Below are 25,577 nucleotides of genomic sequence, written 5' to 3' on the forward strand. Positions count from 1 at the left end.
CGCCTGCCGATCGCGCGGCGCGCTCAGGCGTCCAGCGTTTCGAGCAGGGTGGTCCAGACCTCCGGCGGGCCGGGCCGGCCGGTCAGGTACCCCTGCACGGCGCTGCAGCCCAGGTCCCGCAGCGCCTGAAGCTGCTCCTGGGTCTCCACGCCCTCCACCACGACGTTCAGGTTCAGGCTGCGGCCCAGGCTGATCAGGGCGCCCACCACGCGCTGCTCGGCGGCCGAACCGGCCACCGCGGCGGTCAGGGCCCGGTCGAGCTTCAGTTCGTTCAGAGGCAGCCCCATCAGGGTGGCCACCGGGGCGTGCCCGGTGCCGAAGTCATCCAGGGACAGCTGCACGCCCAGCGCGCGCAGCTGCGTCAGGTGCGCCGACGCGCGGCGCAGATCACGCGGCGCGAACCGCTCCGTGAGTTCCAGCTTCAGCTGCGTGCCCCGCAGCCCGTGCCGCGCCAGGGCGGCCCGCACGCGCGCCGTGAAGTCCTCCCGGATCAGTTCGGCGGCCGACACGTTCACCGCCACCGGAACACGCAGGCGCCACTCGGCCGCCTGCCGGCAGGCCTCGTTCAGCACCCAGGCGCCCAGCTCGTGGATCAGCCCGGTGTCCTCCGCCACGGGGATCAGGCGGGCAGGCGGCACGGCGCCCAGTTTCGTGTCCGTCCAGCGGACCAGCGCCTCGAAGCCCAGCAGGGCGCCCGTGTGGGCGTCCACCTGCGGCTGGTAATGCAGGTGCAGCCCGCCCTCCTGCACGGCGCGGCGCAGGCGCACCTCCAGGTGCAGCTGACCGTGCGCGGCGAGGTCCAGGGCTTTCGAGAACAGCCGCGTGGTGTGCCCGCCGTCGCGTTTGGCCTGCGCCATGGCCATGTCCGCCTGGCGCAGCAGGTTGGCAGGGAGGCTGCTGTCAGGCGGGCACACCGCCACGCCCAGGCTGGCGCGCACCGGAAAAAGCTGGCCGTTCAGGTGCAGGGGCTCCGCGACGACGCGGTGCAGCGCGCGTGCGGCGCGCAGGGCGCCTTCAGGGTCGCCGGCGGCCGGGATGATCACCGTGAACTCGTCGCCGCCGGTGCGGGCCACGGTGTGGGCGGGGCAGGCCGCGTCGCGCAGCCGCCGCGCCGTTTCGCGCAGCAGGTCGTCGCCCGCAGCGTGCCCGAGCGTGTCGTTCACCCGCCGGAAGCCGTCCAGGCCGACGGCCACAACCGCGAGCGTCTGCTCTTCCGGCACGCTGCGACGCAGTTCCAGCTGCAGCCGTTCAAGCAGCAGCGCCCGGTTGGGCAGGCCGGTGAGCGGATCGTGCTGCGACTCGTGCGCGAGCTGCTCGGCCAGGCGCCTGAGCCGCTCCTCGGTCCGGTGACGGGCGGTGATGTCGCGGTCCTGACCCAGGATGAGCTCCTGGCCGCTGAGCGTGACGATACTGCTGGCACTTTCGATGGGGAACACGCTGCCGTTGCGGTGCAGGTGCGCGCCCTCGCCGCGCGCGGGCTGCTCCTCACGAATCCAGTGCAGCAGGTCCGGGCCGTCCCGCGCCATCATGGGGTGAGAGTGCAGCAGGTCAATGGACTGCCCGAGCAGTTCGTGCCGTTCGTAGCCGTTCATGTGGCAGAACGCGGCGTTGCAGTCCACGATGCGCCACGGCACGAGCGGGTCGTGCGGGTCAAGCAGGACCAGGCCGTCGGCGGACCGGTCGAACAGCGCCCGGAAGCGCGCTTCGCTTTCGGCCTGTGCCTGCTGCGCCTCACGTTCCCGGGTGACGTCCATGCCGGTTCCCACCACGAACGCCACGCCGCCCCGCGGGTCGGGAATCACGGTGCACGACCACAGGATCAGGCGGCGTTCGCCCGCCAGGGTGCGCCAGTGGTGCTCGTGCCGGCGCGGGGCAGTCCCGGCCATGAGCCGCTCGAACGCCGCCTGCACGCCGGCGCGTTCCGCGGCGTCCAGCACGAACGGCCACAGCACCTGCCCGCGCAGCGCTGCGTACTGCAGGCCGGTGAGGCGCTCGCACGCCGGGTTGAACTGCACCACGCGCCCAAGCGGGTCCAGAACCACGACCAGCACGTCGGTGGTGGCCACGATGGCGTCCGCCAGTCCGGTCCCGTCCGGCCGGGGCGCGGGGGACAGGGCTGAGGTCAGGCGGCTGAGCATACCCGGCAGCGTAGGCGGCGGCGCCTGACAGGACGTTCACGTGGGGGGTTCCTTAACGGCCCGGCGGTCCTGGAACGGTCGGCACGTCAGGCTGCGCCCTGTGCAGGAGCAGCCTGACGCGCCGGGAAAGCCGGGGCTAGAGGGTGCCTTTGAGGGTGGTGGCGACCTTGAAGCGCACCTTCTTCCCGGCAGGAATGGTGATGCGGTCACTGGTGCCGGGGCGCACGCCGCTGCGTTCGGCAGTCTGCGCGATGCTCAGGGTGCCCAGGCCGGGCAGGCCGACGCTGCTGCCGGTGCGCAGGGCGTCCACGATGCAGTCGATCACGGTGGCGACCGCGTCACCGGCCTGTTTCTTGTTCAGGCTGGTGCGGTCGGCGACCATGTCAACGATCTGCGTTTTGGCGATCTTGCCGGCGTCGGTGCGGGCAGGCTCGGCGTTGCCCGCAGGGGCGGCTTTCTTCGCGGCGGACGGGGTGCTTCTGGCCATGCGTGAACCTCCGGTGACTGAAGTCGAGCTGCACGAGAGCGTTGAATTGTGGGCTCAGGCGCACAGTAACACAGCCGCGCCGGGCGTCAAGAGACCCCAGCGGCGTCCGGGACGTTCTGCACACACCTGAGAAGCACAGGTGCAGGGCCCTGGATTCATGTTGGTGCTCCGTTCAGGAACTCAGGGCGGGGCCGGGGCGCGCAGGGTCAGGGTGCGGGCGCGGCTGCTCAGGGCGTCGAAGGTCCACAGGCGCCCGCGCAGCGGCTCTCCCACGCCGCCCAGCAGCTTGAGGGCCTCCAGCGCCATGAGCTGCCCCACCAGCGCCGGCACAGGACCCAGCACGCCCGCCTCGTCGCAGCTGCTGTCGTCGCCGGGTTCCGGGAACACGTCACGCAGCCCGAGGTGCGGCCCGAACACGCTGACCATGCCGGTGGTGCCGCTCGCCGCGCCCCACACCCACTCGCGCCCCTGGGCGGCGCAGGTGTCGGCGATCAGGTAGCGCGTGTCGAAGTTGTCAGTGCCGTCCAGAACCAGCGTGACGCCGCGCAGCAGCTCAGGGAGGGTGCGGGCGTCCACGCGCGCCTCGGCACGCACGCGCACGTGTGGGTTGATGGCCTGAGCGCGCGCGGCCGCCACGGCCGCCTTGGCGCGCCCCACGTCCGCGGTGGTGTACAGCGCCTGCCGGTGCAGGTTGCTGAGGTCCACGGTGTCGCCGTCGGCGATGACCAGCGTGCCCACGCCTGCTCCGGCCAGACTGGCGATCACGGGGCTGCCCAGGCCCCCGGCACCCACGACAAGCACGCTGGCCGCACGGATACGTTCCTGCGCGCCGGCGTCCAGCCATTCGGGGACGAGCAGCGGCCGGGAGTACCGGCGCAGCTCCGCGCGGGTGAGGGTCATGCAGGCAGTGTAGGGCACCGTAGAATGCGCGGCGTATGCCCGCACTCACCGTGACCGTTGTTGCCTACCTGCTGGGGTCGCTGGTGTGCGGGGTGCTGTATTCCCGCTGGCGGGGCGCGGACATCCGCGATCACGACCTGCCGGGCGGCAGCGGCACGTACCGGCAGTACGGGCGCGGCGCGGCGATCCTGGTCACGGCCGGGGACATCCTCAAGGGCCTGCTGGCGGGGCTGCTGTGCCGCTGGGCCGCGCCGGACGCGGGCTGGCTGGTGACCGGCGCGGTGGTGGCCGGGCACTGCTACCCGGTCTTCTTCGGCTTCCGGGGCGGCGGGGGCATCGCGCCGCTGCTGGGGGCGCTGCTGGCGCTGGCCCCGCTGACCCTGCTGGGCCTGCTGGCCACGGCGCTGACCGTGATTCCCGTGTACCGCGCGACGCTGCAGCGCCGCGTGAACCTCAACGCGGTGCCCTTCGCCGCGCTGATCGCCGTGCCGGTGGGGCTGCTGCTCGCCACGCGCTTCGGCGGGTGGGGGGCGCTGCTGGCGGGCGGGGCGGTCATGGCGCTGCGCAGCGCGCACCTGCTGCTGCGGCCCGGCGTGGGGCGCGCGTGAGGCGCGCGGCGCTGCTGACCCTGCTGACCCTGGGCGGCCAGGCGGGCGCCACGGCCGTGCTGGAGGGCCGGACGCTGCGGCTGGAGAACGGACCGCAGCTGGTGTGGCAGCGCACCCTGCCGGACACGCTGGGGCCGCTGACCGGGCCGCTGGAGGTCGGTGACGAGGTGCTGATCGGGGCGGGCCCGGCCGTGTTCACGCTGGGAGACGGGGGGGTCGTGACCGGCCGCGCGGACCTGCCCGGCCTGGTGTCGGCGCTGGACGCCTCCGGGGACGTGATCACAGCCGCGACCGAACTGGGCGGCGTGACCGAACGGTTCACCCTGACTGGCCGCGGCACCGGCCTGAGCGTGCAGGAGCGCGTGGTGCTGCCGCCCGATCCGGCCGTGACCGGGTGGCTGTCCGACGCGGCCGACCGCGTGCCCGCCGGTGAGGTGCGCGCCGCAGCCCAGGCCGATCCGCTCAACCCGTTCCTGGCCGTCCGGGAGGCGCAGGCGCAGCGGGACCCGTACCTGGCGCTGAGCACGGTGCGGCGCGCGCTGAACGGCACGCTGCCGTTCCCGGCGTGGGTGCAGCTGGCTGCCCGCCTGGACCGCGCGGGGTTTCCGTCCGCGGCGGATCTGGCACTCGACCGTGCGCGGCGGGACGCCGCGGCGCGCGGCGTGGACCCGGAGATCATGGTGAGCCGCACGGCGCTGAGCGCGTACGGAAACCCCGCCGGGTACGTGGGCACGCTGCTGGATCAGAATCGCCTGGAGCGCGCCGGCGTGTGGATGACGTACCTGCGCGACCTGCACCCCCGCTTTGAGGGCGGCCCCGCCCTGTACGAACGCTACGCGCAGGCGCTCGAAGCGCAGGGCCGTGAGGGAGAGGCGGGCGAGTGGCGGCAGTTCGCGCAGTCCCTGCGTGCCGGCACGCTGTACAACCTCGGCCCGCAGGGCCTGGGCGCCGTGCGGGACGCGGCGCGGCTGGCGGCGCTGGCGCTGGCGCTGAGTCTGCTCGCGGCGCTCCTGGCGCTGAGCGTGCGCGCCTGGGGCGCACAGGGTGAGGACACCCGGGCGCTGGGCGGCCGCTACCGGTCCTGGGCGCGGCGCCCGGTGTCACGCGCGCGGCGGGTGTTCGTGGCGTACGCCACGCCCAGCGAGCGGCTCACCATGACCCTGCTGGCCGCGGCGCTGCTGGCCACGCTGGGCGGACTGCACTGGGCGAACGTGGCGCAGGCGCAGCTGCGCTCCCCGGCCCTGGCAAGCGGCACCTACGGCGGCGGCTGGGGGAACGCGCAGCTGGACGACCTGAACCTGCGCCCCGGGCCGGACGCAGCGGTGCTGACCGGGCTGGCCGCGCAGCTGGACGGCGAGGACAGCCTGGCGCGCGAGCGCTACACCCGGGCGCTGCCGGACGCCTGCGCGCGCAACAACCTGGGTGTGATCGCGCAGCGCCGCGGCGACACGCCGCAGGCCCGTGACCTGTTCCGCGCGGCGCTCGCCGACCGTCCGGACCTGATGGCCGCGGCCTTCAACCTGGGCCTGAATCCGGTGGCGCCGGAAGCGGCGTTTCAGCGGGCGTTCCGGCCCGGGGAGGCGCGGCTGTGCTACCCGGATCAGCGCAGCCTGACGCGCGCGGCCACCGGGGATCTGAGCGTAACGCTGCGCGGCGCGCTGGGCGACCCGCTGCGCCTGCTGGACGGCTCGGCGGCCGGATCGGCGCGCCTGGGGCTGGCCCTGCTGGCCGCCGCGGGCCTGAGTGCGCTGCTGGTCCTGTCGCTGCTGCTGCCCCGCACGCCGCTGCCGCTGCGCCGCGCGCGGCCCGTGGGCTTCCGCGTGCTGGGGCTGCTGCTGCCCGGGTCCACGCTGCTGGATTCCCCGTGGGGCGGGGTGCTGCTGGGCAGCTGGGCGGCGCTGGTGGCCGCGCTGAGTCCGGCGACGGGCCTGCTGGTGTTCCCGCAGCTGCCCGCGCTGGTGGGCGCCGCTCCGCGCGGGTCGCTGGTGGCCGCGCTGGTGCTCACGTACGTGTTGAACACCGCGGCGTTCGTGACTGCAGAGGTCCGTCACGCGCGCCGCTTGCGGCAGGAGCGGCAGGGCGACGCCGAGCAGCCGGTCTGAGGTGAGGGCCGCCGTACGGTGTGACCACGCGCGGGACTGCTAGCCTGCCGGCATGAGGCTGGTGGTGGGGGTTTCGGGCGGCAGCGGCATGCCGTACGCGCACGCGGCGCTCGTGGCGCTGCGTGAACTGAACGTGGAGACGCACCTGATCGTGAGCAGCGGCGCCAAACGCGTGATGAGCGCCGAGGGCGCCGGGCCGCAGCTGCCAGACCTGACGGCGCTGGCGGCGCGCGTGCATGACGACCGCGACCTGGCGGCCAGCGTGGCGAGCGGCTCGTTCCGCACCGACGGCATGCTGGTGATTCCGTGCAGCGCCGGCACCCTGGCGAAGGTCGCGCAGGGCTTCGCGGATAACCTCGTGGCGCGCGCCGCGCACGTGACCCTCAAGGAGCGCCGGCCGCTGGTACTGGTGGTGCGAGAGGACCCGCTGCCCCGTCCGATGCTGCTGAACATGCTGGCCGCCCATGACGCCGGCGCCACCGTGATGACCGCCAGCCCGGGCTTCTACCACGCGCCGCGGGACGTGGGAGAACTGCTGCATTTCGTCACGGCCCGCGTGCTGGATCAGTTCCGGCTGGATGTGCCAGGCTTCCGCCGCTGGCGGGAGGAGGGTGAAGGGTGAGGGTCGCGGCACTGATTCCGGCGGCGGGAGCGGGCACGCGGCTGGGCCTGGGCCCGAAGGCGTTTGTGGAGGTCGCCGGGCGCAGCCTGCTGGGCCGCAGCGCAGCGGCGCTCGTGCCGCATGTGGATGAGGTGCTTGTGGCGCTGCCGGCTGGGCTGCGCCTGCCGGACGACGTGCCGGCCCGTGCCGTCACGGGCGGAGCCACGCGGCAGGCGTCCGTGCGGGCGCTGCTGCAGGCCACGGAGGCGGACGTGGTGCTCGTGCATGACGCGGCGCGGCCTTTCCTGCCGGGCGGAGTGGTGCAGGCCGTGATTGCCGCCGCCGCTGAGGTGGGCGCAGCGACGGCGGCGCTCCCGGTGGCCGATACGCTGGTCCGCGCCCACGGGGCGGCCTGGGGGCACCTCACGCCGCGTGAGGGCCTGTGGGCCGTGCAGACGCCGCAGGGTTTCCGGCGGGCGGCGCTGCTCGCGGCGCACGAGGCGGCCCTCGCCGACGACTTCGCCGCGACGGACGACGCGGGCCTGATCGCCCGCGCGGGCGGAGAGGTGCGCCTGGTGCCGGGGGACGCCCGCCTGTTCAAGGTGACCACGCCCGGCGACCTGCATCTCGCCCGGGCCCTGGCCCCGGTATGGGATGCTGGGGCGTCATGACCGCGCCTTCTTCCGTGACGTACTTCGCGCCGGCCAAGGTGAACCTGGGCCTCAGCGTCCGCGACCTGCGCTCGGACGGGTACCACGAACTGCACTCACTGATGGTGCCGCTGAACGTCGGTGATGACCTGGAGATCGCCCCGGCCGGCACCCTCAGCCTGAGGGTGGAGGGCGCCGCCCTGCCCACCGACGAACGCAACCTGGTGTTCCGCGCCGCGCGCGCGTACCTGGACGCCGCCGGCGTGGCGGGGGGCGCGGCCATCACCCTGCACAAGCGCCTGCCGCTGGCCTCCGGGCTGGGCGGGGGCAGCAGCGACGCCGCCACCACCCTGATGGCCCTGGCGCGCCTGTACCCGGCGGGCGTGGATCTGCCGGCGCTGGCCCTGCAACTGGGCGCGGACGTGCCGTTCTTTCTGCTGGGCCGCGCGGCGCTGGCCGCCGGGGTGGGGGAGGTGCTCTCCCCTACCCCGGTGCCGCGCGTGGCGCTGGTGCTGCTGAACCCAGGGGTGCCGGTCAGCGCCGGCGACGCCTACGCCTGGCTGGACGCCGAGGAGACCTTCACGCCCGCGCTGGACGTGGAGGGCATCCTGGCGGCCCTCACGAACGGTCGGCCGGTGCCGTACCTGAACGCCCTGCAGGGTCCGGTCGCGGCCCGGCACGCGCCGATCCGGGCGGCCCTCGCGGCGCTGGAGGCGGCGGGGCTGCACTCGCCGCTGATGAGCGGGTCGGGCAGCACGTGCTTCGCCGTGGCGCGCCACGCGGCGCACGCCGAGGAGGTCGCGCACGCGCTCGCGCGGCGCTTTCCGGACTGGTGGGTGAGCGCCGCCCAGACGCTCTGAACGCTTGGCCCCTCTGAACGCCTGGACACGCTGAGCCCATGCCCCACCTGAAGGCGTGAATGCAACCGGGGGCCTTCGCGGCGGTCTTGAGGTTCCGGGTCGTAAGGGCGGGGTAAGGGGGCAGGCCGTAGCGTGGGGGTCAAGGCCGCGCTTTTCGGCGCGGCGTGAGGAGCCCTGCGCATGACCCTTCATGACCCTCCGCCCATCCTGACCACGCCGCCTGCCCTCACTGTGCCCTGCGCGCCGTTCGAGCGGGTCAGCAGCCTGCCGCAGCGGCACACGCTGCCCGGCGCGGAACTGCTGGTGTTTCAGTTCACGAACGGGTACGGCGCGGCCGTGACGCGTCAGCTGTCACGGCCCGAGGACAGCGCCTTTGAGTTCTGTGTGCTTGACTGCATGGGCGCCGCGCCGCAGCCGTGCTTCACCACGCCGGTCGCCGCGTCGTTCCTGTCCGGGCTGTCGCACGACGGCGCGCAGGGCCTGCTGATGCTCACCGAGCGCCTGCCGCTGCACCCTCTGCGCGCCCAGGCCAATGCCGTTCTCAGTGACGAGGACTTCTAACCTCCGCTGAGCTGGGGAGGCCCGCGCCCGCGCAGCCCGAGGCGGCAGCGGGCGGGTCAGGGCCGCTCCCCTGCCCCCGGTGGGGGCGCCGGGCCTGCCGGCTGGCGCTCTGGGGCTATGCTGCGCGCGTCACATGAACACAACACCGGGAAGCAGGCCGCCGCGGCGGCGCAGGTCGTGGGCGCGCCGGGCGGCCGGCGCGGCGCTGGGGGCACTGCTGGTTCTGGGCGCGGCGGGCGGCGGGGGGTACGCGTGGCTGCGCGTCACGTCCGAACCGCAGCGTGGGGGGACTGTCCGCCTCGCGGGCCTGTCCGGCCGGGTGCAGGTGACGCGGGACGCGTGGGGCGTGCCGCACATTCGCGCGCAGTCGGATGAGGACGCCGTGTTCGCGCTGGGGTTCGTGCACTGGCAGGACCGGGCGTGGCAGATGGACTTTCAGCGGCGGGTCGCGCAGGGGCGCCTTGCGGAGGTGCTGGGCGAGGCGGCCCTGCCGCAGGACCGGTTTCTGCGCACCTGGGGGTTCCAGCGGGCGGCGCGCGCCGCACTCCCCGCGCTGGGTGAGCGCTCACGCCGCCTGATCCGGGCGTACACGGCGGGCGTGAATGCCGCGCAGGCGCGCGGGCGGACGGCACTGGAGTTCCGCATTCTGGGCTACACGCCGGAGGCGTGGCAGGACGTGGACAGCCTGTCGTGGAGCAAACTGATGGCCTTCGACCTGGGCGGCAACTACGACAAGGAAGTGCTGAACGCCCGTGTGGTCCGCCGCCTGGGCAGCACAGGACTGGATCAGGTGACGGCCCCGTACCCGCAGGGGGCGCCCACGGTCCTCAGTCCGGATGAGGTGGGGCGCCAGCGCCCCGCAGGGCCGGCGGCCACGTCGGTCACGCCGGCCCTGCCGGACGCCACCGTGACGGCCCTGCGGGCGCATCTGCGCGCTGCGGAGGCCCTGGGGATGCAGCAGGTGCCCGGCAAGGGCAGCAACAACTGGGTGATTGCCGGGCAGCGCACCAGGAGTGGGAAACCGATCCTGGCGGACGACCCGCACCTCGCGCTGACCGCCCCGATGCTGTGGTACCTCGCGGACGTTCAGGGCGGCACCCTGAAGGCCATCGGCGCGAGTATTCCGGGCCTGCCAGCCATCGTGATCGGCCGCAACGAACGGGTGGCGTGGGGCGTCACGAACGTGAACCCGGACGTGCAGGACCTGTACGTGGAGCCGGCAGGAACCCCACTGACCGAACGCACCGAGGTGATCCGCGTCAAAGGCCAGCCGGACGTGACCCTGACGGTCCGGGAAGCGCCGCACGGCCCGGTCATCAGTGACGCCGGCGCCGGTGACCTCGGGCCGCGCGTGGCCCTGAAGTGGACGGCGCTGCAACCCGCAGACACCACCATGGACGCCTTTATCGACCTGAACTACGCGCGCAACTGGGCAGAGTTCACCCAGGCCCTCTCCCGTTACGTGGCGCCCAGTCAGAACTTTGTGTACGCCGATGTGGAGGGAAACACCGGGTACTACGCGCCGGGCCGCGTGCCCATCCGGCAGGGCTGGGACGGCAGTCTGCCGGTGCCTGGCGACGGCACCCGCGAGTGGCAGGGCTTCGTGCCGTTCGCGCAGCTGCCCCACACCCTCAATCCTGCGGACGGTCTGGTGGTGACCGCGAACAACCCGGTGCTGCCCCGGGGCACTGCCACCGCGCTGGCCAACACCCGCAACTGGGCCGAACCGTACCGCGCGCAGCGCATCACGCAGCTGCTGACTGCCCGGCCGAAGCTGAGCGTGCAGGACGTGAAGGCCGCCCAGCTCGACACCCTGAGTCTCGTGTGGCGGGACTTCCGGGGCACCCTGCTGGGCACCACGCCCGGCAGCAGTGCGGCGCGGCAGGCCCTGACGCAGCTGAGCCGCTGGGACGGCCGCGTGACGGTCAGGAGTACCCCTGCCCTGATCTTCGAGGCGTGGCTGATGAAGCTTCAGGACATGGCGCGGGACGAACTGGGCGACAGCACCACCATGAACAGCCTGTCCGTGCTGAACCAGCTGCGCGGCGGCGGGGAACTGTGCGCCGATCACGGCCAGGGCAACTGCGCCTCACTGCTCACCAACACGCTCGACAGTGCACTCCGTGACCTGCAGGTCCGGCTGGGCCCCGACATGACGCACTGGACCTACGGGCAGCTGCACCAGGTGGCCAGCGCCCACCGCGCCTTCGGGAAGGTGCGGGCCCTGGCGTGGCTGTTCAACCACCGCGCCCCCACACCGGGCGGCACGAACACCGTGAACGTCGCCCGGCCCGAGCACGAGACGTTCCAGCAGACACACGGCCCCAGCTACCGCCAGATTGTGGATCTCAGCGACCCTGACCGCAGTCTGTACATCGGCAGTCTCGGACAGGCCGGCAGTCCCCTCGCGCCGCACGCCAGCGATCAGATGCCCCGCTGGATTGCCGGGGAGTACCTTCCCATGAGCACCCGCGCGGACGACTGGGGCCGCACGCGGACCCTGACCCTCCAGCCTGACGGCGCCCCGCAACGGTAACGCCCCGCGGGCCGGTGAGATCCAGGCAGGTTCCGGTGGCCCCCGCAGCGCTCTCAGTGGATACACTGCCGGTATGGCCGAACCTCACCGCGTGCGCGACGCCCTGCGCTCCAGCATGACCGCCTGGGCGACCCTGACCGTCCGGGGGGACCAGGCCCACGTGGCCCTCGCCCCTGACCTTGACGTCCTCGCCTCGCAGCTTGACGCGATCGACCCCGGCTGGAGCCTCGGCTGGCACTGCGATCACCTTGACCCGCCGGTCGTCCGCGCGCGCCTGAGCGTGCTGGGTGCCACACGCGAGGGCCTCGCCACCGCGCACACCCTTCAGGACGCCAAGCTTGCTGCGCTGGCCGACCTTGCCCGCACGTATGGCGTGACGCCCAGCAGCGAGTCCCTGTGGGTTGAATACGACCCGGAGGACGGCGCGAACACCAGCGAACTGGAAACCGACGCGCCCGCCCCCCGGCCACTGAGCCGCCCCCTTCCCCCGGAGGCGCCCCGCGACCCCCAGATGGAAAAAGCCCGCCGCCACATTGAGGATCTGCTGGAGCAGCTGAAAGTGGCCGGCAAGGGCGGGGACGCCGCGCGCATCCTCATGCGCGGGTACGGCGAAACCCTTGAGGAAAGCCGCGCCATCTACAAGGAACTGCACTCCCTGCTGAAAACCTGACCCCCGCCCGTCCTCCGGTCGCGCTGCCCGAGCAACTGCACTAGACTGAAACTCCATGCGCAAGTTTCTGGCGTTCGGCGACGTTCACGCCGACTTCGACACCCTCTGGGCGGCGTTGCGTGCATCCAGCTGCGCGGACGCCCAGGGACAACCCACCCTGCCCGTCCAGGCTGGCCTGTTTCAGGTCATTCTGATCGGGGATCTCGTTCACCCGAAGAACGAACACGACTACGCCCAGCTGACGGGCCTGCCCCGCTTCGATCACAGGAATCCCGACCACCTGTTTATTGCCGCGCGCGAGCAGATCCGTCACCTCGAGCGCCTTAAGGCGTACCAGGACGCCGCGCCGCACGCTGTGCACATCATCCTCGGCAACCACGACGACGCGGTCCTGAACACCAGTTACGTCCTGGGCACCAGTGGCGGCACCGTCCACACCGAATTTGACCCGGCGCACGGCGGCCTGCACCTGCCCGAGCATCTCGCCGCGTGGATGCGCCGCTTTCCGCGCGAACTCCGGGTGGGGACGGTGCAGTTCGCGCACGTCTCGCCTCTGCCCGCACACGCCTACTACGACGACCTGTTCTACGCCGACCACAGTCCCAAACGCTGGTTCCGCGAGTCACCCGAGTACGTCCGGATGGCCGGCCTGAGCTTCGGCGTGTACGGCCACACGCAGGTGGACGGCGGAATCCTCCTCGACGAGGACCACCAGCTCGCCATGATCGACGCCCTGCACGCCCGCGAGTACCTCGAGCTGCTTATTGACCCGGGCGCCGACCAGCCCGTTCACACGGTCCGCGCCGTTCCCTTCTGACTCCGGGCACGTTGACAAGCGTGAGGCGCACCGCTATCCTTAACCCCGCTGCTTTTGCAGCCCCCTTCAAGGCACGGTCCGGTAGTGTAGCGGTTAGCATATCTGCCTGTCACGCAGAAGGTCGCGGGTTCAAATCCCGTCCGGACCGCCAAGGAAGGCTAGGTAGCTCAGCTGGTAGAGCAAACGACTGAAAATCGTTGGGTCGCCGGTTCAAGTCCGGCCCTGGCCACCAAGAACGCCCCCACCCCCGCGGTGGGGGCTGGCTTTTGTGCCCTGGTGCTCTTGGCAGGAGCGGGGGCAGGTGACGATAATGGGCGGTTGAGGTCGCGCGCCTCACCTGAGGGGGCCGCGCGGACTCCCAGACCGAATGACCTGTGCTGTCATTCCGGGTGCCCAGCATCAAGCGGGCGCCTGCCGGGAGACGAATCATGACGAACACGAATGCCGGGGCCGAGTGCGGCCCCCAGAACCCCGGTTTTGACCGCCGTTACGACGTGCAGGGCCTCGACGCGATTGACGTTGCGGTGCTGGGCACCTTCCCGCACGTCCGCGAGGACGACCCGGTGCGGTACCCGGGCGAGCCGATGATGATTGAGATCATCACGGATGAGTTCAGCCCGGTGTGCCCCTGGAGCGGCCTGCCGGATTTCGGCCGGCTGGAGATCCGGTACCTGCCGCGCGAAACCTGCGTGGAACTGAAGAGCCTGAAGTACTACCTCACGAGTTACCGCTTCGTGGGCATCTACCATGAGCATGCAACCCGGCGGGTGCTGGCGGACCTGGTGAAGCTGCTGGATCCGCTGCGCATGGAGATCCGCTGTGATTACGGCATGCGCGGGGGCCTGAATACGATCTGCACCGTGAAGTACGTGGCGCCGGATCACCAGGGGGGCTGAGCGGTGCCGTGGCGGTTGACGTCGGAATTCACGTTTGATTCAGCGCACGTGATCACCGGGTACGACGGCCCGTGCGGGCGCCTGCACGGGCACACGTACCGCGTGCGGATGGACCTGACTAGCGAACGGCTCCGGCCGAGCGCGCACGTGAAGCGCGCCATCATGGTTGCGGATTTCCGGACGCTGAAGTGGGCGAAAAAGGACGTGGAGGCCGGCGGGCTGGATCACGCGTTCCTGAATGACCTGCCGGACCTCGGCGATGACACGACCGCCGAGGTGCTGGCCGCGTTCATTCACCGCCGGACGATGGCGCGCGTGCGCGCCGACCTGCCCGACGGGGATGACGGCGCCGACCTGCGGCTGCGCGTGACCGTGTGGGAAACGCCGGACAGCAGTTGCGAGTACTGGGAGTGACGGCGTGAAGTACCCGGTGTACGAGCGGTTCTACACCTGGCAGGGCGAGGGCGTGCACCTGGGCCGCGCGGCGTACTTCATCCGGCTGTACGGGTGCCCGCAGGCGTGCCCGTGGTGTGACAGTGCGGGCACGTGGCACCGTGAGTTCCGCCCGGACGGCGTCACCTTGATGGACGAGACAGAACTGGCGGCCGTGGTCGCGGCGGAAAGTCCCGACGGGGCGGTGGTGGTCGTGACGGGCGGCGAACCGATCCTGTTCGACCTGGCGCCGCTCACGGACGCCCTGCACGCGCTGGGGCGCCGGGTGCACCTGGAGACAAGCGGCATTGCGCCGCTGCGCGGCGCGCTGGACTGGGTGACGCTGTCACCCAAGCCGTTCGGGCAGGGTCCGGTGCCGGCGGTGGTGGCCCGCGCGGATGAGGTGAAGATCATCGTGCATGACCCGGCTGATATTCAGACCGGGCTGGACACGCTGGGCGGCCTGAGGGACGACGCGGTGATCTGGCTGCATCCCGAGTGGAGCCGGGCGCGTGAACGGGACCTGACCGTGCTGAACGCCATCACGCAGGCGGTGAAGGACAGCCCGCGCCTGCGGGCCGGGTACCAGATGCACAAGCTGTACCGGGCCGACGACCTGGACGCGCATAGCGACAAACGCCTGATTCCGCTGGGCGGCAACCCGGACCTGGGCTACTGACCGGGCGGTGCAGGGAATAAGGTGTTTCTCTTGCAGGATACGGAGAGCAGGAATATGACTGAACAGAGTTCGAAACGCGCAGTGGTGCTGCTGTCCGGAGGACTGGATTCCAGCACGGTGCTGGGACTGGCCACCCGGGACGGGTACGTGTGCACGGCGCTGTCGTTCCGGTACGGGCAGCGGCACACCGTGGAACTGGAGCGCGCGGCAACGGTGGCGGCGCATTTCGGCGCGCTTCACCAGGTGATTGACATCAACATCGGCTCGTTCGGTGGGAGCGCCCTGACGGACGATCGTGTCGCCGTGCCGACAGACGGAACCCAGGCAGGGGTGATTCCGCCCACCTACGTGCCGGGCCGGAACACGGTGTTCATCGCGGTGGGTCTCAGTCTGGCCGAGGCGATCGACGCCGAGCGGGTATTCCTGGGGATCAACGCGGTGGATTACAGCGGATACCCGGACTGCCGTCCGGAGTACCTGGAGGCCTTCCAGCGCCTGGCGGATCTGGCGACGAAAGCGGGCCTGGAGGGACGGGGGGCGGTGCTGACAGCGCCCCTGGCGGCAATGACGAAGGTGGACATCGTGCGGACGGCGCTGGAGGTGGGCGTGCCTATCGGCGTGACGTGGAGCTGCTACCAGGGCGGCGAGACCCCGTGCGGAGTGTGCGATTCGTGCCGCATCCGGGATAAGGCGCTGATCGAGGCGGGTCACCCGGAGCTGGCGACGCCCCACGCGCAGGCCCAGCTTGGCGCGCAGTAAAGGAGAAACGACGGGGGGACGGGCCGGCTCGGCCCGTCCCCCCTCTCGCGCCGGAATTACAGGAGGCTTCTGACGACCTTGCTGACGTTCTGAACGCTGAAGCCGAACTTTTCAAACAGGACGCTGGCGGGGGCGCTGGCGCCGAAGGTGTCCATGCCGATCACGGCGCCGTCCGTGCCGACCCACTCGTACCAGGGGGTCTTGCTGGCGGCTTCGATGGCGACGCGTCTGATGCCGGGTGTGAGGACGGAATCGCGGTAGCTGCGGTCCTGCGCGCGGAACACTTCCATGCAGGGCATGCTGACCACGCGCGTGCGGATGCCTTCGCCGGCCAGGGTGTCAGCGGCCTCCAGGGCGAGGCTGACCTCACTGCCGGAGGCAATCAGGATCACCTGAGCGCCTCCTTCGCTGCTGTCGGCGTCGCGGACGACGTAGGCGCCTTTCTTGACGCCGGCGTGGTTGCGCGGAAGGATCGGCAGGTCCTGGCGGGAGAGGGCGAGCACGGTGGGGCCCTTTTCGTATTCGAGGGCCATCTGCCACGCGGCGGCGGTTTCGTTCGCGTCGGCGGGGCGGATCACGTGCGCGCCGGGCACGGCACGCAGCATGGCGAGCTGCTCGATGGGCTGGTGGGTGGGGCCGTCCTCGCCCAGGCCGATGGAGTCGTGCGTCAGGACGTAGGTGACAGGCTGCATCTGGATGGCGCTGAGACGGAAGGCGGGTTTGAGGTAGTCGGCAAACACAAGGAAGGTGCCGACCATGGGGCGCAGGCCGCCGTAGAGACTCAGGCCGTTGGCTGCGGCGGCCATGCCGAATTCACGCACGCCGAACAGGACGTTGCGGCCGGCGGGGCTGGCGCTCTGGAGTTCGCCGCCGTCCTTGATGGTGGTTTTGGTGCTGCCGCTCAGGTCGGCGCTGCCGCCCATCAGGCCGGGCACGACCCTGGCCAGGGCGTTGATGACTTCGCCGCTGGCGTTGCGGGTGGCGACGCCCTTGCCGCCCACCTCGTAGTTGGGGAGCACGTCGGCGAGGTTGGTGGGGAGGGTGCGGGCGAGCAGGGCGTCCACCTCGGCGGCCAGTTCGGGGTGTGCGGCGCGGTAGCCGTCCATCAGGGCGTTCCATTCAGCTTCAAGCTGCGCGCCGCGTTCGCGGGCGTTCATGTGCGCGGTGACTTCCTCCGGGACCGTAAAGGAGGGGTGGTTCCAGCCGAGCGCGGCTTTCGTCTCGGCGACGCCCTCGGCGCCGAGAGGCTCACCGTGGGCTTTGCTGGTCCCGGCGCGGGGGCTGCCGAAGCCGATCACGGTGCGCACCTGAATCAGGGTGGGCCGGTCGCTGCTCTGCGCTTCCTTCACGGCGGCGCGGATGGCGCCGAGGTCGTTGCCGTCGCTGACCCTCAGGACGTTCCAGCCGTAGGAGGCGTAGCGGGCGGCCACGTCGTCACTTTCGGCTTTGCTGGTGGGCGTGTCGAGCTGCACCTGGTTGTCGTCGTGCAGCCAGATGAGCTTGTTCAGGCGCAGGTGCCCGGCCAGGGCGGCGGCTTCGTGATTGACCCCTTCCTGAAGGTCGCCGTCCCCGAGAACAGCGTAGGTGTGGTTGTTGAAGATGGGGTAATCGGGGCGGTTATAGCGCGCGGCAAGGTGCTCTTCGGCGAGGGCCATGCCGACAGTCATCGCGGCGCCCTGGCCGAGGGGGCCGGTGGTGGCGTCAAGGCCGGGGGTGTGGAAGAACTCGGGGTGACCGGGGGTTTTGCTGCCCCACTGGCGGAAGTTCTTCAGTTCGTCCAGCGAGAGGTCGTAGCCGGTGAGGTGCAGCAGGCTGTAGATCAGCATGCTGGCGTGACCGGCGCTGAGCACGAAGCGGTCGCGGCCGGGCCATTCGGGGTGGGCGGGGTTGAAACGCAGGAAGTCCTGCCACACGACGTAGGCCATGGGGGCCGCGCCCAGGGGAGCGCCGGGGTGGCCGCTGTTGGCTGCCTGAACGGCGTCGATGCTCAGGGTGCGGATGGTGTTCACACTCAGCTGGGAAATGTCGCTGGACATAACACTCATCCTAACCCGAGAAGAGTATGTGTACCATGTACACTTTTATGTGCCCTCTAGATGGTGCGTCCCAGGACCACTGCGGCAGGAGCAGGTCATAAAAAGCGCCCCCGGGTGGGGGCGGGTATAGCGGGGGTGACCAGCAGGTCCGGGCTGGGGTTCAGGCGCACCAACGTCGCCTCCATTCCGGTGTCAGCAGAATACGCTGAAAGCAGAATTACTGCAAGCTCTTTCGTGAATCTCCTCTGAGCCTGCCCACATTCTTTTCTTCACACGCTCTTGACTTTCGCGTATCCGGAGCCCTCCCCGGCCAGCACGACTGACCACAGCAGGCCGGCCACGCGACCTGCATGCACTAACTCACACGCCACCGGCCCGGCGCCCCAGCCGCACCACTGACGCGTCAGCCCTCACCCGCCTGCCCACCAGCGGTAGAGGTAAGCACTGGACCTACCGCCCTGGGCGGCTCCGGAAAGAGACACAAGCCACCCGGCTTGCCGCAGAGCAGTGCAGCACGGTGATCGCCACCGCCCGACTGGGCCCGTTCAGGGAAGTGGTCCTGGACGCCCTGAGGCTGGACGTGACCAGCGACCCCACCGCTGTATCGTCCTGGGCCTCGCCCTGCCTGCCGGGGTGCCCGGCGGCCACCGGCGTGTGCTGGGCGTGACCCGCCAGGCGTCCAGCGAGCAGCTGACCTTCGGCAATCGGCTTCCGCAATGCCAGGCAGTCCTGGCGCGCGCACCTTACCCTGAGGACCTTCAACCCCCGGCCAAACCGCTTCAGGAACGGCTTTTCCTGGCAGGCCACGCGCCCGGTCTGCTCGCCCCGGACACGCCGGACCGGTCTTACCACGCCCGGTACGCCCAGGATGAGACCGGGGTGCACGGTCAGCCACGCAACCCTACCGCCACGCCCGCCCCCACGACCCGCGACGGCCTGATGCGCCAGGACACCGCCTTCGTCACGCGGCGGCGCGGCGAGATGATGGCCAGCAAACACAAGGTCACGCCCCCCGGCCACCGCAGCGCGGGCGTCCTGACCTCCCATCTGCGGCCCCACACATGCCTGAACCGGTTTCCAGGAACACACCCTGCCGGCTCCGGCGGCACCCTCCTGAACCTCGCCATGCTGCGGGTGATCACCCGCCTGGGCCACCGCGCTGAGCGCCTCTGGCGCACCTGCGCAAAGCTTCTGTCAGGCCCGGCGCCTGAGGCACTCACCGGTTCGCAGGGTCAGGCCTGGTCCCGCTGACCCAGCGCGAGCAGGGCGCCGAGCAGCAGCACCGCCGCGCTGACCCCCAGGCCCAGGCGCAGTCCCCCGGCCCGGTCGGCCAGCAGGCCCGTCAGGAGCGGCCCGGCCACCTGCCCGGCGGCGAACACCACCGTGAATGCCGCGATGCCGCGCGCCCAGGCGTGCTCCGGCAGCGCGCGGCGCGTGATCAGGGTGGTGAACGCCACCACGGCCAGGAAACTGCCGCCAAACAACAGGCCGGAGAGCAGCAGCGCCCCCGGGTGGGTGCTGAACAGGGGCAGGGCCGCGCCGAGCGCCAGAGTGAGCAGCTGCGCACCCATTGCGCGGGCCCCGGAGGCACGGGCCGTCAGGGGCGCCCACACGAACGGGTGCGCGATCACACACGCGCCCAGCAGCGCCCAGAACGGCGTGATCAGGTGCGGCGCCCCCACCTGCCTCAGAAACGCGACGATGAAGGTCATGTACGCGATGTACCCCACTCCAAAACACGCGTAGGCCGCAAGTGACCAGCCCAGCGGCCGCAGTGGGGCGCGCTGCTGTCCCCAGGCTGGGGGTGCAGGCCGGTCCGGAAGCCGGCGCACGGCCGGCGCAACGAGCGTCACACAGGCCAGGGACGCGGCGCCCAGAGCCACCCACGCGGCGCGCCACCCACTTGTGAGCAGCGGCGGGAGCAGCAGGGCCGACAGCAGGATACCCACCCCGGCCCCGCCGTAGAAGACCCCCAGCAGCAGGGGCGTCCGGGCCGGCGCGCTGCGGGTCGCCAGGACGGCCAGTGCGCCGCCGCTCACGAACACCAGCGCTCCCCCGATCCCGGCCAGCAGCCGGAGCGTGAGCAGCGGCACGGCTGCGCCGCTCAGGGCGCAGCCCAGCAGCGCCAGCGCCGTGAACAGCATGCCGCCCAGAAATGTGTGGTGCAGTCCCGCGAGGCGGATCAGGGGGGTGGCCCCCAGCGCGCCCAGGAGGTACCCCAGGGCGTTCGCGGCGTTCATGGCGCCTGACAGGGTGAAACTCCAGCCCAGGTCCGCGCGCATGGCCGGCAGCAGCAGCGCGTACGCGAAGCGCGCGAAACCCAGGGCCACGGCGCCGCCCAGCGAGAGGCGCAGCATGTCCAGCAGCGCAGCCCCGCCCGGGGCAAAGGCCGGTCCGCCAGGCGCGGCGCGCGGCACGGTCAGTTCAGCATGCGGCCGCCGGTGCCGCCCTGCTGTTCGAGCAGCGCTTCGGCCTTGCGCAGGTGTTCCTGAAGGGTCACGTACCAGTCGTCGCTTTCCGGGGTGTGGGCCAGGGCCTGCTGCGCGTGCGCGTACGCCGCGGCGGGGTTCGGGAAACCCTGCTGGGCCATCACGTCTGCGGCCATCTGGTGGGCCGTGATCCAGTCGCGGCTGTCGGGCGCCGCTTCGCGGATCACGCGTTCATAGTGCTCCAGCGCCTCATCCATCTGGAAGTAATCGAGCGCGACGCTGCCCAGCACCAGACTGGCGGGAATCACGGCGCCCTGCGCGAGCGCCTGCTCGGCCTCCAGCTGCGCTTCCTGCAGGCGGCCCAGTCGGTAGTCGCATTCGGCGACGTCGGCCAGGACTTCCGGCAGGTAGGGGTACTCCGCTTCATTCAGGACCGCCTCGAGTTTCTCGCGGGCTTCCAGGGGCCGGTCGAGGTCCAGCAGGGCCACGCCCAGTTCGTGATTGGCGTACGGCCGGTCGCCGTCGGTGGCCAGGGCAAGCGCCTGCTCGAAGGCCGCCAGGGCCTGCTCGGATTGTCCCAGGTGCGTCAGGACCTGCCCGAGCACCAGGGCCACGCCGTAACTGGGGTCACCGTGCTGCGCTTCGAGCCGCGCGGCCTCGCGGATCATGTCGTGCGCGCCTTCGGGCTGGCCGAGGTTCAGCAGCGCCTGAGCGCGCAGGTAGTGCCAGGTGGCGAGGTTCAGGCCCTGTTCCTCGGCGTCCTGCGGGCCGGGGCGCGCGGCGTACAGGGGCCGCGCCTGGTCCAGGGCGTTCTTCGCGGCGTCCGGCTGGCCCAGCTGCAGCAGCAGCGCCGCCTGTTCCTGGAGCATCACGGCGCGGTTCAGTCCGCTCGTCAGGTGCGCCGCTTCAGCGTACAGGCTGGCGGCCTCGGCGCTCTGGCCCAGCTGTTCATGCGCGTCGGCCTCCCAGGAACGCAGGCGCCAGCGCAGGTGCAGCGGCAGGTCCGTGCTGGGCAGAGCAATCTCCAGGGCCGCCTGGGGCTGCTCCGCGAGGGTCAGGGCGCACAGGGCGTGAAAGCGCGCCAGGGGGTCCTGGGCCTCCCGGGCGGTCTGTGGCGGGGGGGCGGCGTCGGGGCCGCGGGTGCGGGCGTCGAGTTCAGCGCTCAGCGCCTGATAGAGCGGGGTGTCGCGCAGGGCGGGATGGAGGGTGCGGGCCTCGCGCAGACAGGTGCCCAGTTCGGTGGTGGCGGCGTCGCCGTACAGGGCGTGCATGCTGCCCAGCAGCAGGGCCAGGCGGGCTCGTTCAGGGGTGCGGGCTTCGCGCGTGGCGGCGTCCATCACGCCGAACGCCAGGTCGTAGTCGCCTCCGGCGAGCGCCTCGCACACTTGCTGCCAGGTGGTGGCCACGTCAATCATTCCCCGTCAGGATACGGCACGGGCGGGTGCATCCTTTGTTGCTGGCGGGCCGCGCGGCTGTGCGGTGGGCTGCGGCGGTGAGGGTGAGGAGGCGGGAAGGGGGTCTTCGCGGCGCGGGTCTTCGGCGGTGAGTCCTGCCGGATCTCCGTCCTGCGGTCTGCTGCTGGGTGGAATTCTGCTGAGAAAAGGGTGCGCCAGCGGCGGTCAGGGAAAGTTGCCGAACGCTAAAGCGCAGGTGTAAGGCGGGACAATTTCATACACCTTGAGTCTGGTACACTCAACTTCAGCGGGGCGAGGTGCGCCCCACTTCACCTCTTTCACCCCCTCCGGAGGACTGTTCTTGAAACGGCTCAATCCCTGGCTGATCGTTCTGTTTGTGCTGGCCCTGTTCCTGATGTTCTCACAGGCCCCCATGAGTGGACGGTCGAGCGTGAACTACAACGAATTCAAGTCCCTGCTGGAACGCGGCCAGGTCGAGCGTGTGGTGGTCCGCGAGAACAACGCCGCCGTGACCCTGCGCGCCCCCACCCGGGTTCAGGTCAACACCGCCAGCGGCCTGCAACCCCGCGAAATCCAGGATTTCAGCGTGCGTCTGCCCAGCAGCCTCGCCACGCCCGACAACAGCCTGATCAACCAGATCGAGCAGCAGAACGTCGCCCTGCGCTTCGAGCAGCCCAGCCAGTGGCTGAGCATCCTGCTGAACTTCCTGCCGATCATCCTGCTGTTCGCCATGATGTACTTCTTCTTCATGCGTGCCCAGGGCGGCCAGAACGGCGTCATGCAGTTCGGGCAGAGCAAGGCCAAGAAATACGGCAAGGAAAACCGCGTGCAGACCAAGTTCACGGACGTGGCCGGTCACGAGGAAGCCAAGAAGGAACTCATCGAGGTCGTGGACTTCCTGAAAAACCCAGGGAAGTACCACCAGATCGGCGCCGAGATTCCCAAAGGCGTGCTGCTCGTCGGCCCTCCCGGCACCGGTAAGACCCTGCTGGCCCGCGCCATTGCCGGCGAGGCCGACGTGCCGTTCTTCTCGGTCAGCGCCAGCGAGTTCATGGAGATGTTCGTGGGTGTCGGCGCCAGCCGCGTGCGCACCCTGTTCGAGGACGCCCGCAAGAGCGCCCCGGCGATCATGTTCATCGACGAAATCGACTCCATCGGCCGGAAACGTGGCGCCGGCATCGGCGGCGGGCACGACGAACGCGAACAGACCCTCAACCAGATCCTCTCGGAGATGGACGGCTTCGACAAATCCAGCTCTGTCATCGTGCTCGGTGCCACCAACCGCCCCGACGTGCTGGACCCCGCGCTGCTGCGCCCCGGCCGCTTCGACCGTCAGGTCACCATTGACCTGCCGAACCTCAAGGAACGCGAAGCGATTCTCAAGGTGCACCTGCGCAACAAGCCCCTGGCGGGCGGCGTGGACGTCAACGAGATTGCCAAGAGCACCCCGTACTTCTCCGGCGCGGACCTGAAGAACGTCACGAACGAAGCGGCGCTTGAAGCCGCGCGCCTGAGCAAGACGCAGATCGACATGAGTGACTTCTACCGCGCGCTGGACAAGATCACGCTGGGCCTCGAGAACGGCAGCCTGACCATCAGCGACCAGGAGAAGAAGGCCATCGCGTACCACGAGGCCGGACACGCCGTCACGGCCGCCGTGATTCCCGGCAGCGACAAACTTCAGAAGGTCAGCATCATCCCGCGCGGCCGGGCGCTCGGCGCCGCGTTCTACCTGCCCGAAGAGCAGGTGCTGATGAGCAAGGAACGCCTGGAGAACCAGCTGATCGTCGCCCTGGGCGGCCGGGCGGCCGAGGAAGTCTTTATGGGCAGCGTCACCAGCGGCGCCGCCGACGATTTCCGCAAGGCCACCAACATCGCCCGCAAGATGGTGCTGGAGTGGGGCATGGGCGACAACTTCAAGAACATGGCCCTCACCACCGACAGCGGCCCGGTGTTCCTCGGTGAGGACATGGCCAAACCCAAGGCGTTCAGTGAACACACCAGTCAGCTGGTGGACGAGGATGTCAAGCGCATCCTGACGCGCGCCTACGAACGCGCCCGCGAGATCATCACCGAGTACAAGCAGGCCATGCATGAGGTGGCCGAAGCGCTGCTCTCGCAGGAACTCATCACCGGGGACGTCGTGCGTGAGGCCGTCTCCCGCGTGGGCGGGCAGAGCCAGCCCATGCCGCAGACCACCGCCTGATCCCCGCCCCTGTCTCATCCCGCCCCCGCCCTGTGCGGGGGTGTTCGCATTCCTCCGGAACGGGCTGGCTCCCGGCTGGTCCACACCGAACGGTGGCCCGGGCATCTTCGCCGCGGGCCACCCCTGCTCCGGCCGAACCTGTCCGGGTTTACTTGAGGCTGATGTGCACCTCGTTGCCGTGCTGGTCTTCCGCGTCGATCAGCGGGCCCGGGTAGGGTGTCGCTTCGATCAGCAGGCGCAGGGCGTCGAGGGTGAACCCGGCGCTTTCCAGCGCGGCCTGCCCATGCGGGGGAATCAGGCGGTCCAGGTGCGCGGCCAGGCTCACGGGGATGTTCGCGTTGTACTCGTCACCGTGCTGGGACTCCACCTGAATGCGCAGGATGCGAGGGCCGGGAGGCGCGTGGGGGTGGCCGTGCAGGTCACGGTCCATCTGCGAGGTGATGTTCTCGACCATATCGTCAATTCCTCCGGTGAGGCGGTCCACAAGGCCTTCCACAACGCCTTCCAGGCCACGGACGCGCTGGCCGCCCACCATGATGTGAGGACGTCTGGGCAGCGGAGGGGCGGGCGGGATGGGCACCGCGGCACGCAGGCCGCGCAGCAGCATCAGGTGCTCGGCCACCTGCGCGCTGTCCAGTTCGTCGCGGGCCAGCAGCGCGGAGATCAGTTCGCGGTCGCTGTCGGTCAGGGCCAGTTTGGGGCTCAGCGCGGCCAGCAGCGGTCCGGCGTCCTCCAGGGTGAGTTTCTCGCTGCGAATCAGGTCCAGGATGCGGCGGATCTTCTCTTTCATGCGGTCACGACCTTCAGGCCGCCGGCAGTCACGCGGCAGTGCAGGTGGGCGTCACCGTGGCCGAGCTGCCCGGCGTGACGGGTGGTGATGAAGCCGCCGCTCCTGCGGGTGGGGAAGTCGGCCTTGAAGGACCCCATGGTGAGTTCAGCGTCCACGCGCACGCTGCTGTCCGGGTGCAGGAGCAGCCTGGCGTTCCCGGCATTCACCTCAACGCGGTGGTCGCCGCCGGTCAGCAGACCGGCCCACTTCAGGTTGCCGCCGTTCACGCTGGCGTTCAGGGTGTGCGCGCCGGTCAGGGAGAGGTTCCCGCCGTTCACGGTGACGGTGCTGGGGCCACTCATTTCGGCCGCGGTGAGGTTCCCGCCGTTCACGTCGGCGTGCAGGCTGCTGGCGCGGCCCATGCGGACGTTCCCGCCGTTCACCTGGGTGTGCAGTCCGCCGGCCAGGTCGGGCAGCACGAGGTTGCCGCCGTCCACCTCGGCGCGCACGTGGTTGGGGGCCAGCGGCACGGTCAGGATGGCCTTGAGGGTGTTGCAGCCCGCGCCCGGCTGCTGCGGCAGGAGACTGACGCGCCAGCCCTGTGGGGTGTGCTCCAGGAGAATCCGGCCGTCCTCACTGGCTGCCAGGTGCGGCGCGGGCACGCTGGGGTCGTGCAGCACGGTGAGGCTGTACCCCTTGACCTGCAGAAGCAGGTCGCGCTGCGGGTCGGCGGGGGCGGCTGTGGGGACCAGGGGGGCGGCCGGTTGGGGCTGGGGCGGCGTGGGGAACGGCTCCGACGTGTCTTCCAGCAGGGTGTGGGCTTCCTCGGGGGTGAGTTTGCCTTCGGCCACCAGACGTTGAACGTGGCTACGAAACTCGCTTTCGGGGTGCTGTTCATTCATGCTCGTCTCCTTTGCCACCATAGAAACATCAAACTCGCTGATTGTCAAGTTCAGTTTTATATATGGTCAAACCAGGGCCACTCCCTGCGGAGTGACGAACGGTGCTGCCTGGGATTCTGCGCAG

23 protein-coding genes and 2 tRNA genes are annotated in these 25,577 nt (G+C 70.6%); 17 read left to right on the forward strand and 8 right to left on the reverse strand.

The window, feature by feature from the left end:
• Positions 1–23: 23 nt before the first annotated feature.
• The 3 genes from LAJ19_RS12660 to LAJ19_RS12670 form a co-directional block, all read right to left on the reverse strand.
• Complete coding sequence (locus LAJ19_RS12660; RefSeq protein WP_225476106.1) at positions 24–2,138, reverse strand: putative bifunctional diguanylate cyclase/phosphodiesterase; 2,115 nt, start codon at positions 2,136–2,138, stop codon at positions 24–26.
• A gap of 136 nt (positions 2,139–2,274) precedes the next feature.
• A complete protein-coding gene (locus LAJ19_RS12665; protein WP_225476107.1) occupies positions 2,275–2,625 on the reverse strand; it encodes an HU family DNA-binding protein in 351 nt (116 codons plus the stop codon).
• Positions 2,626–2,805: 180 nt separating this feature from the next.
• Positions 2,806–3,525, reverse strand: a complete 720-nt coding sequence (locus LAJ19_RS12670) for a HesA/MoeB/ThiF family protein (RefSeq protein ID WP_225476108.1) — start codon at positions 3,523–3,525, stop codon at positions 2,806–2,808.
• A gap of 35 nt (positions 3,526–3,560) precedes the next feature.
• On the opposite strand from LAJ19_RS12670, the gene LAJ19_RS12675 reads away from it, so the two are divergent.
• From LAJ19_RS12675 to queC, 15 genes are all read left to right on the forward strand, one after another.
• A complete protein-coding gene (locus LAJ19_RS12675) occupies positions 3,561–4,133 on the forward strand; it encodes a glycerol-3-phosphate acyltransferase (protein WP_225476109.1) in 573 nt (190 codons plus the stop codon).
• Positions 4,130–6,235, forward strand: a complete 2,106-nt coding sequence (locus tag LAJ19_RS12680; RefSeq protein ID WP_225476110.1) for a hypothetical protein — start codon at positions 4,130–4,132, stop codon at positions 6,233–6,235. Before LAJ19_RS12675 ends, LAJ19_RS12680 begins: the two co-directional genes overlap by 4 nt.
• Positions 6,236–6,287: 52 nt before the next feature.
• A complete protein-coding gene (locus tag LAJ19_RS12685) occupies positions 6,288–6,857 on the forward strand; it encodes a UbiX family flavin prenyltransferase (protein ID WP_225476111.1) in 570 nt (189 codons plus the stop codon).
• On the forward strand, positions 6,854–7,507 hold the full coding sequence (gene ispD / locus LAJ19_RS12690; protein WP_225476112.1) for a 2-C-methyl-D-erythritol 4-phosphate cytidylyltransferase: 654 nt from the start codon (positions 6,854–6,856) through the stop codon (positions 7,505–7,507). Before LAJ19_RS12685 ends, ispD begins: the two co-directional genes overlap by 4 nt.
• On the forward strand, positions 7,504–8,346 hold the full coding sequence (locus LAJ19_RS12695) for a 4-(cytidine 5'-diphospho)-2-C-methyl-D-erythritol kinase (protein ID WP_225476113.1): 843 nt from the start codon (positions 7,504–7,506) through the stop codon (positions 8,344–8,346). Before ispD ends, LAJ19_RS12695 begins: the two co-directional genes overlap by 4 nt.
• Before the next feature lie 180 nt (positions 8,347–8,526).
• Positions 8,527–8,907: a hypothetical protein gene (locus LAJ19_RS12700; protein ID WP_225476114.1), complete on the forward strand. Its 381-nt coding sequence runs from the start codon at positions 8,527–8,529 to the stop codon at positions 8,905–8,907.
• A 133-nt stretch (positions 8,908–9,040) separates the two neighbouring features.
• Complete coding sequence (locus tag LAJ19_RS12705; protein ID WP_225476115.1) at positions 9,041–11,443, forward strand: penicillin acylase family protein; 2,403 nt, start codon at positions 9,041–9,043, stop codon at positions 11,441–11,443.
• A gap of 73 nt (positions 11,444–11,516) precedes the next feature.
• Entirely contained in the window at positions 11,517–12,113 is a 597-nt protein-coding gene (locus LAJ19_RS12710; protein ID WP_225476116.1) for a single-stranded DNA-binding protein, read from the forward strand.
• 55 nt (positions 12,114–12,168) lie between these two features.
• The gene (locus LAJ19_RS12715) at positions 12,169–12,930 is read left to right on the forward strand and encodes a metallophosphoesterase (RefSeq protein WP_225476117.1); all 762 of its coding nucleotides are present in this window, start codon (positions 12,169–12,171) and stop codon (positions 12,928–12,930) included.
• 75 nt (positions 12,931–13,005) lie between these two features.
• A tRNA-Asp gene (locus tag LAJ19_RS12720) sits at positions 13,006–13,081 on the forward strand.
• 5 nt (positions 13,082–13,086) lie between these two features.
• Positions 13,087–13,162 (forward strand) — tRNA-Phe (locus LAJ19_RS12725).
• Between the two features lie 196 nt (positions 13,163–13,358).
• Positions 13,359–13,826, forward strand: a complete 468-nt coding sequence (queF, locus tag LAJ19_RS12730; RefSeq protein ID WP_225476118.1) for a preQ(1) synthase — start codon at positions 13,359–13,361, stop codon at positions 13,824–13,826.
• 3 nt (positions 13,827–13,829) lie between these two features.
• A complete protein-coding gene (locus LAJ19_RS12735; RefSeq protein ID WP_225476119.1) occupies positions 13,830–14,240 on the forward strand; it encodes a 6-pyruvoyl trahydropterin synthase family protein in 411 nt (136 codons plus the stop codon).
• 4 nt (positions 14,241–14,244) lie between these two features.
• Positions 14,245–14,937, forward strand: coding sequence for a 7-carboxy-7-deazaguanine synthase QueE (locus LAJ19_RS12740; RefSeq protein WP_225476120.1), 693 nt, complete (start codon positions 14,245–14,247; stop codon positions 14,935–14,937).
• A 54-nt stretch (positions 14,938–14,991) separates the two neighbouring features.
• A complete protein-coding gene (queC, locus tag LAJ19_RS12745) occupies positions 14,992–15,696 on the forward strand; it encodes a 7-cyano-7-deazaguanine synthase QueC (RefSeq protein WP_225476121.1) in 705 nt (234 codons plus the stop codon).
• Positions 15,697–15,752: 56 nt separating this feature from the next.
• Here queC and tkt read toward each other — a convergent pair whose 3' ends face one another.
• Positions 15,753–17,732: a transketolase gene (tkt, locus tag LAJ19_RS12750; protein ID WP_225476122.1), complete on the reverse strand. Its 1,980-nt coding sequence runs from the start codon at positions 17,730–17,732 to the stop codon at positions 15,753–15,755.
• A gap of 633 nt (positions 17,733–18,365) precedes the next feature.
• Here tkt and LAJ19_RS12755 point away from each other — a divergent pair.
• Complete coding sequence (locus LAJ19_RS12755) at positions 18,366–18,983, forward strand: hypothetical protein (protein ID WP_225476123.1); 618 nt, start codon at positions 18,366–18,368, stop codon at positions 18,981–18,983.
• On the opposite strand, the gene LAJ19_RS12760 is transcribed toward LAJ19_RS12755, so the two are convergent.
• The gene (locus tag LAJ19_RS12760; protein ID WP_225476124.1) at positions 18,965–20,149 is read right to left on the reverse strand and encodes a YbfB/YjiJ family MFS transporter; all 1,185 of its coding nucleotides are present in this window, start codon (positions 20,147–20,149) and stop codon (positions 18,965–18,967) included. The genes LAJ19_RS12755 and LAJ19_RS12760 overlap by 19 nt on opposite strands.
• Before the next feature lie 2 nt (positions 20,150–20,151).
• The gene (locus LAJ19_RS12765) at positions 20,152–21,576 is read right to left on the reverse strand and encodes a tetratricopeptide repeat protein (protein ID WP_225476125.1); all 1,425 of its coding nucleotides are present in this window, start codon (positions 21,574–21,576) and stop codon (positions 20,152–20,154) included.
• A gap of 340 nt (positions 21,577–21,916) precedes the next feature.
• Here LAJ19_RS12765 and ftsH point away from each other — a divergent pair, with 340 nt between their 5' ends.
• Positions 21,917–23,782 carry an ATP-dependent zinc metalloprotease FtsH gene (gene ftsH, locus LAJ19_RS12770; RefSeq protein ID WP_225476126.1) on the forward strand — a complete coding sequence of 622 codons (1,866 nt, stop codon included), beginning with the start codon at positions 21,917–21,919 and terminating at the stop codon, positions 23,780–23,782.
• A 148-nt stretch (positions 23,783–23,930) separates the two neighbouring features.
• Here the strand turns inward: ftsH and LAJ19_RS12775 are convergent, their stop codons facing one another.
• Both LAJ19_RS12775 and LAJ19_RS12780 read right to left on the reverse strand, forming a co-directional pair.
• Positions 23,931–24,572, reverse strand: a complete 642-nt coding sequence (locus LAJ19_RS12775; RefSeq protein WP_225476127.1) for a hypothetical protein — start codon at positions 24,570–24,572, stop codon at positions 23,931–23,933.
• On the reverse strand, positions 24,569–25,453 hold the full coding sequence (locus LAJ19_RS12780; RefSeq protein ID WP_225476128.1) for a DUF4097 family beta strand repeat-containing protein: 885 nt from the start codon (positions 25,451–25,453) through the stop codon (positions 24,569–24,571). The genes LAJ19_RS12775 and LAJ19_RS12780 overlap by 4 nt, the downstream gene beginning before the upstream one ends.
• Positions 25,454–25,577: the final 124 nt, after the last annotated feature.

Origin of the sequence: Deinococcus taeanensis, assembly GCF_020229735.1 — a bacterium.
Classification (GTDB): domain Bacteria; phylum Deinococcota; class Deinococci; order Deinococcales; family Deinococcaceae; genus Deinococcus; species Deinococcus taeanensis.

Excerpts from the sequence above, each read along its gene's own strand:
- LAJ19_RS12700 (WP_225476114.1), top strand. The coding sequence starts at position 8,527 with ATGACCCTTCATGACCCTCCGCCCATCCTGACCACGCCGCCTGCCCTC.
- LAJ19_RS12695 (WP_225476113.1), top strand. The coding sequence starts at position 7,504 with ATGACCGCGCCTTCTTCCGTGACGTACTTCGCGCCGGCCAAGGTGAAC.
- LAJ19_RS12765 (WP_225476125.1), bottom strand. The coding sequence starts at position 21,576 with ATGATTGACGTGGCCACCACCTGGCAGCAAGTGTGCGAGGCGCTCGCC.
- LAJ19_RS12675 (WP_225476109.1), top strand. The coding sequence starts at position 3,561 with ATGCCCGCACTCACCGTGACCGTTGTTGCCTACCTGCTGGGGTCGCTG.
- LAJ19_RS12660 (WP_225476106.1), bottom strand. The coding sequence starts at position 2,138 with ATGCTCAGCCGCCTGACCTCAGCCCTGTCCCCCGCGCCCCGGCCGGAC.
- LAJ19_RS12775 (WP_225476127.1), bottom strand. The coding sequence starts at position 24,572 with ATGAAAGAGAAGATCCGCCGCATCCTGGACCTGATTCGCAGCGAGAAA.
- LAJ19_RS12715 (WP_225476117.1), top strand. The coding sequence starts at position 12,169 with ATGCGCAAGTTTCTGGCGTTCGGCGACGTTCACGCCGACTTCGACACC.
- LAJ19_RS12780 (WP_225476128.1), bottom strand. The coding sequence starts at position 25,453 with ATGAATGAACAGCACCCCGAAAGCGAGTTTCGTAGCCACGTTCAACGT.
- queC (WP_225476121.1), top strand. The coding sequence starts at position 14,992 with ATGACTGAACAGAGTTCGAAACGCGCAGTGGTGCTGCTGTCCGGAGGA.
- LAJ19_RS12710 (WP_225476116.1), top strand. The coding sequence starts at position 11,517 with ATGGCCGAACCTCACCGCGTGCGCGACGCCCTGCGCTCCAGCATGACC.
- tkt (WP_225476122.1), bottom strand. The coding sequence starts at position 17,732 with ATGTCCAGCGACATTTCCCAGCTGAGTGTGAACACCATCCGCACCCTG.
- LAJ19_RS12670 (WP_225476108.1), bottom strand. The coding sequence starts at position 3,525 with ATGACCCTCACCCGCGCGGAGCTGCGCCGGTACTCCCGGCCGCTGCTC.
- LAJ19_RS12705 (WP_225476115.1), top strand. The coding sequence starts at position 9,041 with ATGAACACAACACCGGGAAGCAGGCCGCCGCGGCGGCGCAGGTCGTGG.
- LAJ19_RS12665 (WP_225476107.1), bottom strand. The coding sequence starts at position 2,625 with ATGGCCAGAAGCACCCCGTCCGCCGCGAAGAAAGCCGCCCCTGCGGGC.
- LAJ19_RS12685 (WP_225476111.1), top strand. The coding sequence starts at position 6,288 with ATGAGGCTGGTGGTGGGGGTTTCGGGCGGCAGCGGCATGCCGTACGCG.
- queF (WP_225476118.1), top strand. The coding sequence starts at position 13,359 with ATGACGAACACGAATGCCGGGGCCGAGTGCGGCCCCCAGAACCCCGGT.